Origin of the sequence: Ruegeria sp. HKCCA5463, from assembly GCF_013034175.1 — a bacterium.
In the GTDB taxonomy this organism is placed as follows: Bacteria; Pseudomonadota; Alphaproteobacteria; order Rhodobacterales; family Rhodobacteraceae; genus Ruegeria.
Window position 1 is genome coordinate 12,448 of record NZ_WQFL01000017.1, and the last position, 16,888, is coordinate 29,335.

At 52.1% G+C, this 16,888-nt stretch carries 14 protein-coding genes; 12 read left to right on the top strand and 2 right to left on the bottom strand.

Annotation, left to right across the window (positions count from 1 at the left end):
* The first annotated feature begins 496 nt into the window (after positions 1-496).
* Both GOW09_RS21575 and GOW09_RS21580 read left to right on the top strand, forming a co-directional pair.
* Positions 497-2,473 carry a bifunctional 2',3'-cyclic-nucleotide 2'-phosphodiesterase/3'-nucleotidase gene (locus GOW09_RS21575; protein ID WP_171120893.1) on the top strand — a complete coding sequence of 659 codons (1,977 nt, stop codon included), beginning with the start codon at positions 497-499 and terminating at the stop codon, positions 2,471-2,473.
* 350 nt (positions 2,474-2,823) lie between these two features.
* On the top strand, positions 2,824-4,767 hold the full coding sequence (locus tag GOW09_RS21580; RefSeq protein ID WP_171120895.1) for a DUF3604 domain-containing protein: 1,944 nt from the start codon (positions 2,824-2,826) through the stop codon (positions 4,765-4,767).
* Between the two features lie 219 nt (positions 4,768-4,986).
* Here GOW09_RS21580 and GOW09_RS22925 read toward each other — a convergent pair whose 3' ends face one another.
* Complete coding sequence (locus GOW09_RS22925; protein WP_371808067.1) at positions 4,987-5,190, bottom strand: S1 RNA-binding domain-containing protein; 204 nt, start codon at positions 5,188-5,190, stop codon at positions 4,987-4,989.
* Between GOW09_RS22925 and GOW09_RS21585 the strand changes: the two genes are divergently transcribed.
* From GOW09_RS21585 to GOW09_RS21610, 5 genes are all read left to right on the top strand, one after another.
* Positions 5,116-5,325: a hypothetical protein gene (locus GOW09_RS21585; protein ID WP_171120871.1), complete on the top strand. Its 210-nt coding sequence runs from the start codon at positions 5,116-5,118 to the stop codon at positions 5,323-5,325. The genes GOW09_RS22925 and GOW09_RS21585 overlap by 75 nt on opposite strands.
* A gap of 614 nt (positions 5,326-5,939) precedes the next feature.
* Complete coding sequence (locus GOW09_RS21595; RefSeq protein ID WP_171120897.1) at positions 5,940-7,127, top strand: site-specific integrase; 1,188 nt, start codon at positions 5,940-5,942, stop codon at positions 7,125-7,127.
* Positions 7,124-7,828, top strand: coding sequence for a hypothetical protein (locus GOW09_RS21600; RefSeq protein ID WP_171120899.1), 705 nt, complete (start codon positions 7,124-7,126; stop codon positions 7,826-7,828). The genes GOW09_RS21595 and GOW09_RS21600 overlap by 4 nt, the downstream gene beginning before the upstream one ends.
* A 123-nt stretch (positions 7,829-7,951) precedes the next feature.
* Positions 7,952-8,122: an AlpA family transcriptional regulator gene (locus GOW09_RS21605; RefSeq protein ID WP_171120901.1), complete on the top strand. Its 171-nt coding sequence runs from the start codon at positions 7,952-7,954 to the stop codon at positions 8,120-8,122.
* Between the two features lie 127 nt (positions 8,123-8,249).
* Positions 8,250-8,837 carry a hypothetical protein gene (locus tag GOW09_RS21610; protein WP_253282529.1) on the top strand — a complete coding sequence of 196 codons (588 nt, stop codon included), beginning with the start codon at positions 8,250-8,252 and terminating at the stop codon, positions 8,835-8,837.
* A gap of 489 nt (positions 8,838-9,326) precedes the next feature.
* On the opposite strand, the gene GOW09_RS21615 is transcribed toward GOW09_RS21610, so the two are convergent.
* Positions 9,327-10,304, bottom strand: coding sequence for a serine hydrolase (locus GOW09_RS21615; protein ID WP_171091906.1), 978 nt, complete (start codon positions 10,302-10,304; stop codon positions 9,327-9,329).
* A gap of 202 nt (positions 10,305-10,506) precedes the next feature.
* Between GOW09_RS21615 and GOW09_RS21620 the strand changes: the two genes are divergently transcribed.
* From GOW09_RS21620 to GOW09_RS21640, 5 genes are all read left to right on the top strand, one after another.
* Complete coding sequence (locus GOW09_RS21620) at positions 10,507-11,487, top strand: hypothetical protein (protein WP_171120903.1); 981 nt, start codon at positions 10,507-10,509, stop codon at positions 11,485-11,487.
* A gap of 391 nt (positions 11,488-11,878) precedes the next feature.
* Positions 11,879-13,321: a sodium:alanine symporter family protein gene (locus GOW09_RS21625; protein ID WP_171120905.1), complete on the top strand. Its 1,443-nt coding sequence runs from the start codon at positions 11,879-11,881 to the stop codon at positions 13,319-13,321.
* Positions 13,296-14,255 carry a glutaminase gene (locus GOW09_RS21630; protein WP_171120907.1) on the top strand — a complete coding sequence of 320 codons (960 nt, stop codon included), beginning with the start codon at positions 13,296-13,298 and terminating at the stop codon, positions 14,253-14,255. Before GOW09_RS21625 ends, GOW09_RS21630 begins: the two co-directional genes overlap by 26 nt.
* A gap of 63 nt (positions 14,256-14,318) precedes the next feature.
* Positions 14,319-15,287 carry an SMP-30/gluconolactonase/LRE family protein gene (locus tag GOW09_RS21635; protein WP_171120909.1) on the top strand — a complete coding sequence of 323 codons (969 nt, stop codon included), beginning with the start codon at positions 14,319-14,321 and terminating at the stop codon, positions 15,285-15,287.
* A 280-nt stretch (positions 15,288-15,567) separates the two neighbouring features.
* Complete coding sequence (locus tag GOW09_RS21640; RefSeq protein ID WP_171120911.1) at positions 15,568-16,746, top strand: hypothetical protein; 1,179 nt, start codon at positions 15,568-15,570, stop codon at positions 16,744-16,746.
* Positions 16,747-16,888 lie beyond the last annotated feature (142 nt).

Here is a 16,888-nt window from a genome sequence, read left to right on the forward strand (position 1 = left end):
CGGCGGAGCTAAATGTTTTTCGGCCGCCTGCTCTGAGTCGACGATTGGCCAAATGTTTACAGTCAGCTTTCACTGGGCCTCAGGTACGGAGATTGCGTGACAACAAAAGATGTATCCCGGTGCGTCCTTCTTAAGTCATGGCAACGGCAACGCGGGCAGCGTCGTTCACGTCGATTATCGGTAGTGTACGTCGCTGGCAGGCATGGGCAACACATCGGCAAATGCCGGCTCCAACAACCATCTCCAGAATAGTTTTGCGCCGGCAATACAGCACGGGCGATGGTAAAAGGCACTGACTATTCTTCACATACGTTGTCACACCAGTCCCGGCTTGGTTTCACCTGATCCAATCATTCAGCGACTTCACGGATCTGGCGCATGGCCTCGTCCATACCCCCTGAAATAAGTCTGCAAAATGTGTTAGAAGACACTGTCATAAGATCGTTATGCAATACCGGCAACTATTCTCATTGCCAGCCAACTCGAAAGGTGACCCATGTCTTTTTCCAACCGCTCGTCAATTTCGCGTCGCCAATTTCTTGCAACAACAGCCGGTGCAGCGGCCATCACCTTGCATCCTTTTTCAGTTTTGGCATCCAACAATCAAGCGCATCTGCGCATCATGGAAACAACGGACATCCATGTTCATGTGTTCCCCTATGACTACTATGCCGACAAACCCCGTGACACGGTGGGCTTGTCCCGTACGGCCTCAATCATCAACGAAATTCGCGCTGAGGCGACAAATTCGATCTTGGTCGACAACGGTGACTTTCTTCAAGGGAACCCAATGGGCGACTACATCGCCTATGAGCGTGGCATGAAAGAAGGGGACGCGCACCCCATCATCAACGCGTTCAACACGGTTGGCTATGATGCTGCAACTCTGGGCAATCACGAATTCAACTACGGGCTGGATTTCCTGGAAAAATCACTCGCGGGCGCAGAGTTCCCGGTCGTTTTGGCCAATGTTTCAAAGACACAAGGCGCAACTCCGCGTGACGACAAAACGCTGATAAAACCTTACACAATCATCGACCGTGAAATCGAAATGGGTGATAGGACCAAGCACTCAATCAAAATCGGTGTCATAGGCTTTACGCCGCCGCAGATCATGAACTGGGACCGAAAGCATCTGGAAGGCAATGTTCAGGCCCGCGATATCGTCGAAACCGCGCGGGCATACGTGCCAGAGATGAAGGAACAAGGATGTGACCTAATCATCGCCCTTTCACATTCTGGGATCGGCGACTCCAATCATGTGGACGGTATGGAAAACGCCTCAGTCGTTTTGGCGGGTGTTGACGGAATCGACGCTCTGGTCACGGGGCACAATCACCTTGTCTTTCCCTCGCCGACATTTGCGGACCGACCCGGCATTGACGTCGAAAAGGGCACCCTGATGGGTAAACCTGCTGTTATGGGCGGCTTCTGGGGCTCACATCTTGGGTTGTTGGACCTGCTGCTGGAACGGGAAGGAAATGAGTGGCGCGTGGTTACCACCACGTCCGAGGCCCGCGCGATTTCCAAACGCAATGAAGACCGCTCAATCACCGCTTTGGTCGGAGACGATCAGAAGGTTCTCGACTCGGTTGCGAAGGATCACGACGAAACGCTCGCCTATGTCCGTCGAGCCGTTGGCAAAACATCTGCCCCGTTGCACAGCTATTTTGCATTGGTTGCTGATGATCCGTCTGTACAGATCGTTTCGATCGCACAGAAATGGTATGTCGAAGAAATGCTGAAAGGCACCGAGCACGAAGGATTGCCGATCCTGTCAGCGGCGGCGCCGTTCAAGGCGGGTGGTCGCGGGGGCCCGGACTATTACACCGACGTCCCGGTCGGGGATGTTGCTATCAAAAATGTGGCTGATCTGTATCTCTATCCCAACACAGTGCGCGCGGTGCGAGTGAACGGTGTTCAACTGCGTGGTTGGCTGGAGCGTTCGGCCGGTATGTTCAACCAGATCGAGCGAGGCTCAGAGGATGCGGTTCTTCTGAATCCAGAGTTTCCATCCTACAATTTCGATGTGATGGATGGCGTAACATACCAGATCGACCTGTCGCAGCCGTCGCGCTTTGGACCAAAGGGGGAAGAGGTGAATCCCGATGCGGCCCGAATTGTGAACTTGTCCTTCCAAGGCGAATCGGTCACCGATGACATGGAGTTCATCATTGCCACCAACAATTATCGTGCATCGGGTGGCGGTTCATTCCCCGGCGCATTGGGTGATACAATCGTGTTCGAAGCCCCGGACACTAATCGCGACGTCATCGTGCGCTATATTGTCGAACAGGGAACGATCAACCCAAAAGCGGACGGCAACTGGTCATTTGCTCCTTTAGAGAACACAACCGTGCTATTCGAGACCGGCCCAAAGGCCCGAGACTACATCGCCGATGTCAAAGGCGTTTTAATCGAAGATGCCGGAGATGGTGCAGATGGCTTCGCGGCATTCCGCATCAAGCTCTAGTGCAATCGCATGTGCGTACTTTGAGGAAGTCGGAAGTCAACGAAAGCAGCTACCATCAGGCTTAAGCTGAACGCCCGCATGCGACTTTCAAAGGCTATAAGCGGTTAGAAATGAACGTTTGATCTGGGCTCGGAGCAGTCCTCGTTGCGCAGTGCATCAGTGAATGCTCTGCGGACAAAGCCGCTGTTTGGTTCCGCCGCAAACGAGACTAAGACGCGGCGAGGGATTTGGGTAGTTACACACCAATTCAACCAAGTACAGAAGCTCTTCGCGGAAACAAAAACGAGGTTGACAGCAAGCAAATGAGAATGGTCGCATGAGTTATAATCTGATTAGCTGGGAATATAGCCATGAATGTTCCTTTCAGTGCGACCTTATTCTTTTGTCTCTGTTTGTCCTCGACCTCTGCTTGGGCACAGGAAACCGCCGAGGGTGGACAAGTTGGTGAAATGACCATCTCGGCGGCCGACATGCATGCCCCTGCATCAGATGCGTTTTCGCCTTATGCAGGACGCGACTTTCCAACTAGACCTCTTTGGGGCGACACCCACTTGCATACATCGCTCTCACTCGACGCGCGTGCGTTTGGTGTACTTCTTTCGCCTTCAGACGCGTTTCGGTTTGCGCGTGGAGAAGAAGTAACTACTTCTCACGGCCTACGGGCGAAGCTGTCTCGCCCGCTGGATTGGCTCGTTGTTTCAGACCATTCAGACGCGATGGGCGCAATGAACGAGATCGTCGCGGGGAACGCAACTTTGATGGGCGATCCAACGTTACGCGACTGGAACGACAGGTTGAACCAAGGAGGGAATGTTGCCCTTGGAGCGACAATGGAGGTTATCGAGACTTTCGCTGGAATTACCGGTGAAGCTTTGCCGGAGGCGATTGCTGACCGTCGTTTCGTACAGTCAGTTTGGGATGACTTTACGGAAACTGCAGATGCTTATGATCAACCGGGATCGTTTACCGCGTTTATCGGCTACGAATGGACCTCGACGCAAGGTGGCAACAACTTGCACCGCAATGTCATCTATAGGGACGACAGGATTCGGGCGCGGCAAATGTTGCCGTTTACGACTGCCGAGACATTCAATCCGGAAGATCTGTGGGATTGGATGGAAAGATACGAAGAAACGACAGGAGGGCGCGTCCTTGCATTGGCGCACAATGGCAATGTTTCCAATGGCTTGATGTTTCCTGTCGAGACAAACCCCGATACCGGCGAACCGCTCACAGGGGATTACGCGGAAAGACGTGCAAAATGGGAGCCACTTTATGAGATCACTCAGATCAAAGGCGACGGCGAGGCCCACCCGTTTCTGAGCCCAAATGATGAGTTTGCAGATTACGAAACGTGGGACGTCGCAAACCTTGGCCCTGTTCCAAAAAAAGACTGGATGTTGCAGTACGAGTATGCTCGCGAGGCTTTAAAAAATGGCCTGAAGCTCGAGGCGCAGCTTGGGGCCAACCCTTACAAGTTCGGTGTCGTGGGATCCACAGACAGTCACACGGCTTTGGCGACAGCCCAGGAAGATAACTTTTTTGGTAAGCACTCGGGCGTGGAACCTGAGCCTGGGCGTTGGCAGCATGTTGTCGGCGAGTTTGAAGCGACCAAAATTCTGGGCTGGCAGATGGCTGCCTCTGGTTATGCGGCGGTTTGGGCCGAAGAAAATACACGAGCATCTATTTTCGACGCGATGGAACGTAAGGAAGTATATGGGACAACAGGTAGTCGGATCACGGTACGTTTCTTCGGGGGATGGGATTTCGAAGAAAACGACGCTCAATCGCGGCTTCCTGCGAAGATTGGTTATGACAAAGGCGTACCCATGGGGGCAGATCTACCGGAAGCGCCCGGTGATGCCTTAGCGCCAAATTTTCTCGTCGCTGCACTCAAGGATCCGTACTCGGGTAATCTGGATCGTATTCAGATAGTCAAGGGCTGGGTAACAGAAGACGGTGAGACACAAGAAAAGGTTTTTGATGTCGTCTGGTCCGGCGATCGGGATCTCGGCGCGGAAGGCAAGCTGCCGCCTGTCGGCAATACCGTGAACGTCGAAACCGGTACGTTCACGAACTCAATCGGATCGCCAGAATTGATAACCGTCTGGTCTGATCCCGAATTTGATCCGGAACAAAAGGCTTTTTACTACGCGCGCGTGCTGGAAATCCCCACGCCGCGATGGGCGGTTTACGAAGCTATTCGGTTCGGCGACGAACTACCTGAAGAAGTACCGACATCCACACAAGAACGGGCTTATACTTCGCCCATTTGGTACACTCCGGAGGGATAGCACTTCACCAAAAACGCGCTCATGTTTCAGGGCGAAAATGGGTTCATTGTAGTCGTTCGCCCGAATATCGCGAGCGATCGCTATGCGGACAAAGCGCCCCTTCGCTGCGGCTACGCCAATGGTTGCTTTGACGATTGCCGCATTATCAAAAACGGTCGAATTGGGTTTGAAGTGCGTGCACCGCCCTGAGTTGATCGATGTAAATCTTAGAATTCCCGGTCACGCATCCTTCATTGATAAGCGGGGTATACCGTGCTCACTTATTCCCAGGACTCTTACGGAGATAGTATCTCCTTCTGAAACTATCTCACTAGGGTGCTCTAAGCGCGAGTTCGAGAGTTGTGAGACGTGGACAAGACCATCAAAAATCATCCCATCATAGGAGATTTGCGCATAAGCGCCAAAATCGACGATATGGATCACTTTGGCGGGCAAAACTCGACCCTGAAACTCGCTCAGAAGCCTCTCTTTGTCATATTGCCGCTGTGCCGTTCCCGGTTCTGGTTCTCCGCATTGTGGGCAGGATCGAGCCCTTCGACTGACTTCTTTGCCGCATGATGGACAGGCAATTAGGTTAGGCAAACGGCGAACCTCAAGGAGGTGAAACGGTTTGCATAGTCTCGGAATGGGAGCCGCCAGTGTCAACACATTCCTTGGGAAGATAAGTGCCCCGAACCCATCACAGTCTCTACTCAAAATGGCAGAACTCAGGTCGGTTTGTTGCAAAAACGGTCGATTCTGTCACTTTTCGCACCATCACCGAAATCGTTCATAAATCTTGTGTCACGAACCATTGACAAAATCGCTTTTGATTTTGTGACATTTTGGCCCGTTTTTTTGAGACCAGACGCTCGTGATCAGTGCAGCATCGGTCAATACGGGCTCGAAGCGTTCATTCGCTATAGAGCGTGCGGATGTCCGTTTTAACCGCGTTATATATATCCCGGCGCAAGAACATAGTAAGAACAATTCTTTCTTTGCGGAAGTTTTTCCCTTACGATTTCGATGAAATCTGGTGCCGCTGAAGGGCATCCAAAACTAAAATCTTGGAGCACCATGGAACACCCATCTTGCTCTAACCATGTCTGAAATATACATTTATTTGTTTCACGCCATACCATTCTGTACCACTATACCCCATATCTAGGGGTGGGTAGAAAGGTGGATATGGAATGGCACGGCCAAAACACAAACTTTCCAGCGCTGAACTCAAGGCTAAAGCCCCAGGCAAGTATTCGGACGGGGGCGGTCTATGGTTTCACAAGCGGCCCGATGGCGGCGCGCAATGGTTTCTGCGCTACACCCTGTTCGGGCGGCGGCATGAAATGGGGCTTGGCAGCTTCCCGGCGGTTTCGTTGAAAGCAGCGCGGCAAGCAGCCGAGAAATGGCAGGCGGTGGTGCGGGTTGGCAAAGACGCCATAAAGGAGCGGGGACGCCAGAGCCGCGAAGCTCAACGCAATCTCAACATTCTGGCCGACATCGCCAAAGACGCCTTTGAAAGCCGCAAGGCCGAATTGAAAGGCGACGGGAAGGCTGGGCGGTGGTTCAGCCCCTTGGAACTGCACGTTTTGCCGAAGCTGGGAAAAATGCCCGTATCGCAGATTGACCAGCGCGACATACGCGACACCCTTGCTCCGATCTGGCACACCAAGGCCGATACGGCGCGCAAAGCCATGAACCGCCTGTCTATCTGTATGCGCCATGCGGCAGCGCTGGGCTTGGACGTGGATCTGCAGGCGACGGAAAAGGCTAAAGCCCTATTGGGCAAGCAAAGGCACAAGGTGACCAATATCCCGGCCATGCCGTGGAAGGATGTGCCCGCGTTCTATCAATCCTTGGATGGCGGCACGACCGCTGAACTGGCGCTGCGCCTTCTGATACTGACAGCGGTGCGTAGCTATCCCCTGCGTTACCTGCACCTTGACCAGATCGACGGTGATATCTGGACAATCCCCGCAGAGGCCATGAAAGGGCGCAAGGGTGCGACAAGTGATTTCCGGGTGCCGTTGTCGAAAGAGGCCCAAAGTGTAATTGCTGAGGCCACTCCGTTTGCGAGAGATGGCTTCCTATTCCCCGGTGTCCGCAAGGGCGTGATATCGGACATGACCATGAGCAAGCTTATGGAGCGGCGCGGCATGGTGGAGCGTCCGCACGGGTTTCGATCCAGCTTCCGCGATTGGGTTGCCGAGGCGACCAATACCCCGCACGATATTGCAGAGACGGCGCTGGGCCATGTTGTCGGCGGAGCTGTGGAGCGGAGTTATCGACGAACGGATTTTCTTGAACAAAGAAAAACGCTAATGGATCGATGGGCGCGGCAACAATTGGCTAAAGCGGACCAGAAGATTGTACAGCTATGAATCGTTGCTTCTATATTAACCAAAACGACGGAAGTATTAAACCGACGGCTGTTCAAAGCCTCGATATTCTGGCGTTCTACGCATACGACGACAAAAGTGCGTTGCAGGCGCTTCAGCTTTTGCAATCAGAGTTTCATAGCCATCATTCTGACCCTAAGAATTGGCGTTTCAGCGATGTGACTCAGAGTGTATTGCACGCTCTAAATAAACGCTCTGCACAAGTGTATCTGTCTGGCATAGTTGCGTTGATAATGGCGCACTTAAATGAAGACGGCAGTCCAACAAGCATCAACGAAGCGAGTAAAATCGCATCTGAGCTAGCGTACAGCTCCGACAAGATACTGTTTAAGGTACCTAAACCCAACGGGTGGGATTACCAAGAGAAAGCTATTGTTGGAGACATCTCCACGATCAAATCCTATTTCCGAAAATACAGGTCAGCAGCACATATTTGTGCGGCAAAAACTCTTATCGGGGCTGATAGTGGGCCCTCACATCCTATGGTCCAACCACTGCCTAAAACACTCAAGTTGGTGTCCACCGTTTCGCACTATCAGCGAATTATCGAAGCTTGGCCTAGCGTATCAGACTGGAACTTATGGAAAGTGCAGTTTGAAGGCGGCACGATTGAGAACAGTTACCCACCGGTTACACCGTCCAACGAATTAGTAAGTCAGATACGTAGTTTGAGGCCTAGCTGACACGGATTATAGCAAGTGGGGGAAGTTGATAGTCCCCTAGGGGAACATCTTGTTTCCTTATTCCCCTATTCGAAAAAATGGCCGACCTTTTGTGTACCGCGCAGCACAAAGGAGCGTTCTCAGATGCGTTATCTCACCTTCCGCGACCTGCAAGAAAAACTCGGTGGCCGAGGCCGCACCACTATCTACCGCGACGTGGAATTGGGCCGATTGCCCAAGCCCGTGAAAATCGGTTCGCGCCTGTATTGGGCCGAAGCTGATATCGACGCTGCAATCGCCGCACATAGGCAATAAGACCCACCCCACCCAGACCTGGCGCCTGGGCGTGGGGCGGGAATGTTCTTTGCGGGAACGTCTGCACCATACGCCCAGCGCCTTGTTTGCTCAACAACGAAGGGCACACGGTTATGAGCAGCAATCAATGGTATTCAAACCAGAGACGGATTCTCTGGACGTGCAAGGCGCTATTGGACGAGCGCATAATTTCACACAAGACCGAAATCCGCGAAGTGAGCGTTTGGCTGGCCCTGATGACCCAGAAAGGGTGCAAGTAATGGCAAGGCCGTACAAACGTCAGAAAAAGGGGACTGGGCGTCATGTCCAGCTTCCTGAGTGGCTGCAAGCGTCTGAAGCCTGGGCAACCCTGCCACCGGGTCCAAGGGCGCTCTACGTCGAACTGAAACGCCGCTACAACGGATCAAACAACGGCGATATCATTCTAAGCCACCGCGACGCGGCAACGGCGTTAAACGTTCACCGCAACACGGTTGGCCCTTGGTTTCGTGAACTTCAGCAACGCGGGTTCATTACCATGACAAAAGCCCCGCATCTTGGTCCGTCTGGTATCGGCAAGGCATCAGTCTGGGCGCTGGGCGAAGTGCCGACACGCGACGGAAAACCAGCAACGAAGCGTTTCGTGTCTTGGCGGCAAAAACAGAAGCCCCGCACAAAAAACAGGACACTCCGTCCCAATGGTTGTGACGGTTGGGTGGTGGTTGAGCCAGTTTGAATCGAGGCCGTCCTAAATACTGTGACGCCAAACCGGAAATTGATCCGAGAGGCGTCACAAGAAACAGGACACATATACATATAGCCATGGGGCTCAGCACGGGGGCAACGTCTGCTTTGACGTCCCTCTGACTGCTTATGTGCGGAACCGGACTTTGGTTTGAACAGGACCATGGTCCGAGTAGCGGACAAAGCTGACTTTTAACTGTGATCGTACAGCCTTGGTTAATGTTGGCTGCGAGAGCCATTCAGTTATAGTTGTTTCTGGAAAGGTTTTTTTCAATTTCTCGCCGAACTTGGAGGAGGAAATCCGGCGAGCTCCATCCAATCTGGGTATGACCGTGTTGTCAACGTGGCCATTAAATTCCACGTCGATTTCCTCAACTAGATGGGGCTCAATCAAGGAAAATCGACGACATTAATGCGCTACGCCCCCGTTGCGGATATTGACCCTTGTAACACACTCGGCAACTTCCACAGAAAGCTCTAATTAGGTGGCGTTCAAGATTGGACCGTCCAATAATCTTACCAATTCTCCAAAGTATCCTCCGGAACGAGCCGGACGAGTAGGATCAGATGTGATTGCTACGGCTAGGTTTCGGTCAGTATGAGCAGCTAAAATTTGCCCTCCGTACCCACGCGCCAAAGCATAACCCGAAGGCGTCAGAAACCAACCATACCCATAGTCTAACCCAGAGTAAGCCGAGCGGCCATATGGCTTGGTCGATTCCGAGACCCAGCTTTCAGGAATAATTTGCCTTTCAGCAAAGGCCCCGCGGTCCCGAAGCAACACCGCGATCTTCAACATCGACTTTGGAGTAATTGCCATCTCATTGCCTCCTAGGTAGTAACCCTGTGGATCTCTCGTCCAAGCAGGTATCTCAATACCAAGAGGTATTCCCAGCCTCTCACGCGTGAGCGTCAAAAGATTTTGGCCGGCAGCCTCGGTCAACGCTGCACCAAGAACATGAGTTGATCCAGTGGAATAGAGCATCTGTTGTCCTGGCTCAGCAACCATCGGCCGTGTCAATACATCCGCGACCCAGTTAGGAGAGCTGATCCATTCCCCATAGTTACTGCCAGAGGTTCTTTCGAGACCGGCTCGCAGCGTCACCAGATCCTCCATGGTTATGCTTTCGGTGCCGGGTGTAGCATTGGCAGGCAAGAGCTGCGGAGCGACCTCCCGCAGGGTGGCGTCTACAGATGGGATTTCCTGCCGATCGATCGCCGTCCCAAGCAACAGAGCCACAATGCTTTTCGAACAGGACTTTATGTTAGCTGGCCTGTCTAGGCCTGCACCCTGTTGAGTCTTAGCGAAAATGACTTCATCTCCGCGTTGAATTTGAAGTGAATGCAACTGCGGCAGACCGCTTATCACATTATTCAGCGCTACCGTTTGTCCCCGCGCTATGTACGGAGCAGCCATTGCGGTTACGGTTAAGAACAGGAACTTTCGACGTGTGGCCATAGCATTTATTTGGAAGCAAAACTCTGAATGTCCAGAATTCTACGCAACATGGCAGCCTAATTGCGCAAAGTGTTAGCCCCCCAAAAAACGTAGTGTGGGATTTGTGGCAACACGAAGCTTCGTTGGTACACCTGGCTGGCGTCGTGAAGTATAAGAACTGTGTTAGACTGGCCAGGAGGACATTCTAGCAGGAGATCTCCAGTTGCTACCGAATTCACTCCGTCTCACACTCTCTGCCGCGGCAATTGCCATCTCGGTAGGCTTCTTTCCGGACCGCGTCGAAGCATTATCGCAAGATGTTCCAACTTGGTTACAAAAACACGTGGGAACAGGTGATGGGCAAATCGCACCAATCGTTCTGAACAGGGCGCGAGCACTTTACATCGAGAAAGTACGACGAGGCGAAGTAAAGAACCCCTGCTACCTTGCCAAGGATGCAACCCGCCCAAGCACTGTAAGAAACGGCAATCCGGGCAAGCGGTTTTACGTCATCTGCGAGTCACAAAAGTCCTTCCGAGCGGTTTCGTCCGGCTATGGCAATGGCCGAAAACTAAAGAACGCCAATTTTTCAAATGGTCGGCAATGCGCGAAGAACTTCAGCAATGCAGAAGGGTCTAAACTAACCGCCGGCGGTGCCTATGTGACGGCTGAAACCCGCACGTCCTTCAAGGGTTATTACAGTCATTCCGGCAAAACGCAGCCGTTCTACCGCACCTTTCTTTTGTTTGATGGGGAAGGAGAAACGAGCAATGCTCGGGAGCGCGCCATTGGAGGCCATCCCGCTGTTTTCCTTAAGTGGCAATGTAGGTTCAAAAATCCTCGAAGCACTCATGCAGACAACGACGGCTATGTCCCCTACGGAAAACTTGTGAACTACACTGGTGGCCGTAGCAACGGCTGCACAACCTGGTCACAGTCTGCCTCAAAAGAGATATTGGCCCTTGTGGAAGGGAATCCGACGACCCTGTATATCTACCCGGAATCCAAGGATATCAATGCTGTCGCTAAGGCTGTGAAAAAGGGGAAATCACTATCGCGAGCAGGAGTTTATTGGAACGCAGCTTGCTTGCAAGCAATAGGCACACCAAAGTTCTGGCCCAAAAGTAGCCTCCAACCGATCATAAATAGTTGGAGAGCTTCCTTGCCTAAACAACGGCCACTAGAATTGCCTATCTGCAACTAGTTGAAACAGCGCGGGACAACTTAAGAGCACGCTGCCCTTCAAGCATTTCTGCATTGTGATAGTAGCAGCCGTCGGCTGCACTGGGATTGTACGAACGCTTTGCCGCTTTCCGAAGAATCCAATCAAATGGGACAGTCGCATAAAGCGCAGCATTTGCCTCTTTGGGTTCGACGCTGTCGTTCGCAGCAATTGGCCTGAACTACCGCTAAGCGAATTGCCAAATGGATACGTAGCTATATGCCTGTGCCTCAATTTCAGTGCTATCCACGTCAACCTTTTATTGATACCGCGCAGCTTATTCCTGACAATTTTCGCATCTTTGTGCATGATGAAAAACTAGGCAGACTGTTTTTGTCTTCCGGGAAGTGTTTGAATTATTAAGAGGCGTGCTATGGAAGTATTGGTTAATGGCATAAACACGGTTCTTTGGAACTACGTATTAATTTACGGACTTCTTGGAACCGGTATCTTTTTTACAATTCGTCTTGGCGCACTTCAGTTTCTTCATTTTGGGGAAATGGTGCGCGTACTCACGTCTTCGAAGAGCACGGACAAAAGAGGTATTACTCCGTTTCAAGCGCTGACGGTAAGCTTGGCTTCACGCGTCGGCACTGGAAACCTGGCTGGCGTAGCTGTGGCCCTGACCTTAGGAGGTCCGGGCGCCATCTTTTGGATGTGGATCGTAGCATTGGTTGGAATGGCCACGGCTTATTCTGAAAGTACTTTGGCCCAACTCTATAAAGTCACATCGTCCAACGGCAGGTTCAGAGGAGGCCCAGCGTTCTACATGGCCAACGCCTTGAATGCTCCTTGGGCCGGAGTCATTTTTTCGATCTGCCTGATTGTTAGCTTTGGTTTGGTTTTTGTCGCCGTCCAATCCAACTCGATCGCCGAAGCTTTCGAGGGCGCGTTCGGGTTGAACAAATTGATCGTTGGCATAGCGCTGGCCGCAGCCGCAGCCGTGGTCATATTCGGTGGAATAAGGACCATCGCAAAGTTCGCTGAGATTGTCGTGCCGCTCATGGCAGGTCTCTACCTCTTGCTTGCCTGTGTTGTGGTAGTCCTGAACATTTCCGAAGTACCCGCTATGTTGTGGTCGATTGTTGCAGGGGCATTTGGCCTTCAAGAAGCTGCCGGAGGCGTGACAGGCGGCGTCATGGCTGCTGCCCTTAACGGCATAAAACGGGGACTTTTCTCCAACGAAGCGGGCATGGGCTCAGCACCGAACATTGCAGCGGTTGCCACACCTGAGCCCCACCACCCTTCCAGCCAAGGCTTCGTTCAGGCATTCGGGTGTTTTGTGGATACGATTTTGGTCGCGACGGCAACTGCATTGCTAATTCTCTTGTCAGGCGCAATCGAAATTGATGGACCTACCGGAATGCGACTGACTCAAGACGCGGCGGCGGTCCATCTCGGCGAAATCGGTCGCCACTTCATAGCGATTGCTATCGTCTTTTTTGGCTTCACATCCATACTTGGCAACTACTCATATGCCGAAAACGCGATGACGTTCTTAAAATTGGAAGGGAAGCTGCCGATTTACATCTTGCGTTTGGGCTGCCTTGCAATGGTTGTTTGGGGCGCTGTGCAAGCTGTTGCCACAGTGTTCAATTTCGCGGATGCCGCCATGGGAATAATGGCAACCATCAATTTGGTGGCAATAGTGCTCCTGTCTGGCACCGTATACAAATTAACGGTGGACTATTTTTCGCAACGCCGACAGAACCTTGAACCTCGCTTTGTCGCAAGCAAATTTCCCGAACTTAGCAAGGGCGTAGATCACACTGTCTGGACGGAGGAGATCCATGCCGATACTCAAAACCACCGATAGCGAGACGCTTCAGGAAGTCTTGGACGATATCGCAGATCGCATTTCCGGCATGTCCGAAAGGGGAAAAGTGGCGCAATACATTCCAGAACTCGCCACAGTTGATCTGAACCAATTCGGTATTGCCATTGCACCAATCAACGGCCCGTTAATTTCCGCTGGAGACGCGAGCACGCTATTCTCGATTCAGTGCATTTCAAAAGTGTTCTCGCTCACATTGGCGCTTCAACAGGTTGGTGCCACTTTGTGGCAAAGAGTCGGTCGGGAACCTTCCGGCGATCCATTCAATTCAATCGTTCAGCTTGAACACGAACGCGGAATCCCAAGGAACCCGTTTATCAACCCAGGTGCGATCATAGTGGCAGATGTTCTGCTCGAAGACCGTTCTTCTGATGAAGCAGTCAACGACCTTTTGGGATTGTGCCAAGAGCTTTCGGAGGACAACTCGATCGAGGTCGATGCGTCAGTTGCAGAGTCTGAGATGCGAACTGGGTCCAGAAACCGCGCTCTTGCGCATTTTATGCAGGCGGAAGGAAATCTAAACGCGCCGGTAGAGGATGTTTTGTCTCTGTACTTTCGCCAATGTAGCATCGCAATGTCATGTGAACAGCTAGCATTGGCGGGCCGCTTTCTCGCCGCAGCGGGTCAAAATCCGGCCACCGGTGCCACAGTATTGTCGGCACAGCGAGCCAGAAGAGTAACCGCACTGATGATGATGTGTGGTTCTTATGATGCCTCGGGTGAGTTCGCCTTCCGTGTTGGCCTTCCAGCGAAAAGCGGTGTTGGTGGCGGAATCTTGTGCATTGTACCTGGTATCGCATCTGTAGTCGCCTGGAGCCCCGGGCTAGATCAAAAAGGCAACTCCCATTTGGCGACTATCGCATTTCAGGAGTTAGTTCGTGCGACAGGCTGGTCGATCTTTGGACCGAGTGCATAGCCTGCCCTGTTCAATTCAAGACCAGTCACATAGCTTGAGCAGGCGCCACACTGAGGATGATCTATGACGGACAAAAATGACTTCGAAAATAGCTGGCAACCCTCCCAGCGGTATCCAGACCCATCCGTTGTGGCGCTCGATCCGCGCTTTGAAAAGTACAGGCTGCCGTTGGCCGGCGTAGAACGATTGGCAACTGGTTGTCGCTGGTGTGAAGGGCCAGTGTGGTTCGGTGACGGGCGATATCTGCTATGGAGTGATATTCCGAATAACCGGATCATGCGCTGGGACGAGGTTACCGGACAGTCATCGGCGTATCGTCAGCCCTCGAATTTCGCCAATGGTCAGACCCGGGACAGGCAAGGTCGCCTGATTACGTGCGAGCACGGTGGACGACGGGTTACGCGTACAGAATATGATGGGTCAATCACTGTGCTAGCCGAGAGCTTTGACGGAAAGCGTCTAAACTCGCCCAATGATGTGATCGTCAAATCCGACGGCAGTGTCTGGTTCACGGATCCACCGTTTGGCATCTCGGGCAACTACGAAGGTCATCGCGCCGAACCAGAGTTAGGCCAGAACGTATACCGACTGGACCCCGGCACCGGAAAACTGAGAGTAGTAGCCGATGACATTCTAGGGCCAAACGGCTTGGCCTTCAGCCCCGATGAGACCGTGCTGTACGTTGTTGAATCGCGTGGTGAACCGTCTCGAAAGATTCTGGCTTATGACGTGAATACAGATGGTGCCTCGATCCAGAACAAGCGAGTGCTAATCGATGCAGGTCCAGGCACGCCAGATGGATTCCGCGTGGATGTGGACGGTAATCTCTGGTGCGGTTGGGGCATGGGTGATGCCGAACTGGACGGAGTTATGGTCTTTGCCCCTGATGGAACTCCTATAGGTCGCGTCGCTTTGCCTGAACGATGTGCCAATCTCTGCTTTGGAGGCCGTGCCAACAGCCGGCTTTTCATGGCAGCAAGCCATTCTGTGTACGCCCTATATGTCAACGTCGCTGGCGTGGCGGGAGGATAACACTGCTCTATGGTGGGCTTCTGCGCGATTAGGAATAGCGGTTTACCTAATGGGCTCTCAAATCTCCTGGCTCCCTTTTTAAGCGACAACTTTGGGCTCGTAGCAGCCGTTCGCTGCACCTTGCTTGAACGTCCACCTTGCGGACTTTGCCGCCGTACGCCGCGCCCAATCCAATGACCGCTTTGGGCAAACATTCATTTTTCAGCATCTAAGAGCAACGCGGCTTTGCGGTAAGTCGGCTATGTAGTAAATCTTTGTTGCGAAGGGGGCATCATCAAAGATGAAGAAGGCGGAAAACAGAACGAGAAGACGCATACTTCTCGATAGAGATCAATCCAATCTGCTAATAAATTCTGCGAATTTGGTCTCTACGGAGAATGCCTTAGATTTTGCGTTGGAGAATGCACTGCTAGCTCTTGTTCTATTTGAAGAGGCGGAGATAGCAATTGAAAATTGTGTCCTTCAGGAAAGAGCTGTGGAACGTCTATATAGCGAAGGCTTAGCTCGGCCAATACCGCGAGAGGTTTATAAGGAACCCAGCTTGTTGGTAAAAAGCTATCTCGACAACTTGGGCGGCGGTGGCGGAACGGAGGGGAATTTTACTTCACGGGCTCAAGAAAAATCAATTCAAGCAATATGGCCGATGATCGCCGGTGGTGATTCAATACTAAGCCCTATGCATGTCGAAAATGCAGTTATGCTGTTGCGAGCATGGGGCGGCGAATTCCCACATGACAGCGATTACTTCGATCTAAATTTTGGCGACCTTAGAGAATTGCACGAGCTTCAAAACTCGCACGGACTGCCCAGTCCGCAAGACTATGAATTTCCTGCACATCACATAAAGGATTTACAAGAAAAACTCCGCATCCAAGGATTGGAGAACGAAAACGAGATAGCCGACTACATTGGTGGGTTCAGTGTGGCAAACAGGTTTGCGCCGCGGATTCTCGCAAGATATGTAGAAATGCGCGGCTTAACGCAGAGAGCTCTGGCAACGGGCTTCCCAATTTTGACAGACTTTGGTGGCCAGAAGTGTAAATTGGATAGGTCTATGGGCGAAGACGCGTTTCAGCTATTTCGTATACATCTCGACGAGGTCAAGTGCGTCCCGTACCTTCGCAGTATAGACGATGTCCTACGATTGAGAGGCCATAAGTACATTACTCATTTTCAGGAAGCTATTTTTGAATGGCTGACGCGGATGACTGCTGGTGAGGTTAATGTGGAAGCAAAGTATCGTGCGCAGATCAGATTGGCTAATGAAGAGCTCAAGAAATTAGGTGCATGGAAAGCGCTGGATTCTCCGTACACACTGGCTGCGAGTGTCACAGTTGGTGTAGCCGAAATTTTTACCGGCACTTTTTTTGGCTTTGGATTTGCAGCTGCATCTGCCACGGCAATGCTTCAAAAGAAGTCGCTGACAGAAAAGTATGGATACGCACTATTTCGGCCTTAGTATGCTGATGCCGCATGATGCACTCAGCCAATTTCGGGTCAGCAAGTTTTTCGGATATGGGAAAAGCTGTCCTTGGTGCACCGCGCGGCATTGGTAGAAGTGGGCTCGATACGGTCATTCGCTGTTGTCCGCTCGAACGTCT

Excerpts from the sequence above, each read along its gene's own strand:
- GOW09_RS21610 (WP_253282529.1), top strand. The coding sequence starts at position 8,250 with ATGGTATTCAAACCAGAGACGGATTCTCTGGACGTGCAAGGCGCTATT.
- GOW09_RS21640 (WP_171120911.1), top strand. The coding sequence starts at position 15,568 with ATGAAGAAGGCGGAAAACAGAACGAGAAGACGCATACTTCTCGATAGA.
- GOW09_RS21595 (WP_171120897.1), top strand. The coding sequence starts at position 5,940 with ATGGCACGGCCAAAACACAAACTTTCCAGCGCTGAACTCAAGGCTAAA.
- GOW09_RS21615 (WP_171091906.1), bottom strand. The coding sequence starts at position 10,304 with ATGGCCACACGTCGAAAGTTCCTGTTCTTAACCGTAACCGCAATGGCT.
- GOW09_RS21625 (WP_171120905.1), top strand. The coding sequence starts at position 11,879 with ATGGAAGTATTGGTTAATGGCATAAACACGGTTCTTTGGAACTACGTA.
- GOW09_RS21605 (WP_171120901.1), top strand. The coding sequence starts at position 7,952 with ATGCGTTATCTCACCTTCCGCGACCTGCAAGAAAAACTCGGTGGCCGA.
- GOW09_RS21630 (WP_171120907.1), top strand. The coding sequence starts at position 13,296 with ATGCCGATACTCAAAACCACCGATAGCGAGACGCTTCAGGAAGTCTTG.
- GOW09_RS21635 (WP_171120909.1), top strand. The coding sequence starts at position 14,319 with ATGACGGACAAAAATGACTTCGAAAATAGCTGGCAACCCTCCCAGCGG.
- GOW09_RS21575 (WP_171120893.1), top strand. The coding sequence starts at position 497 with ATGTCTTTTTCCAACCGCTCGTCAATTTCGCGTCGCCAATTTCTTGCA.
- GOW09_RS21600 (WP_171120899.1), top strand. The coding sequence starts at position 7,124 with ATGAATCGTTGCTTCTATATTAACCAAAACGACGGAAGTATTAAACCG.
- GOW09_RS21580 (WP_171120895.1), top strand. The coding sequence starts at position 2,824 with ATGAATGTTCCTTTCAGTGCGACCTTATTCTTTTGTCTCTGTTTGTCC.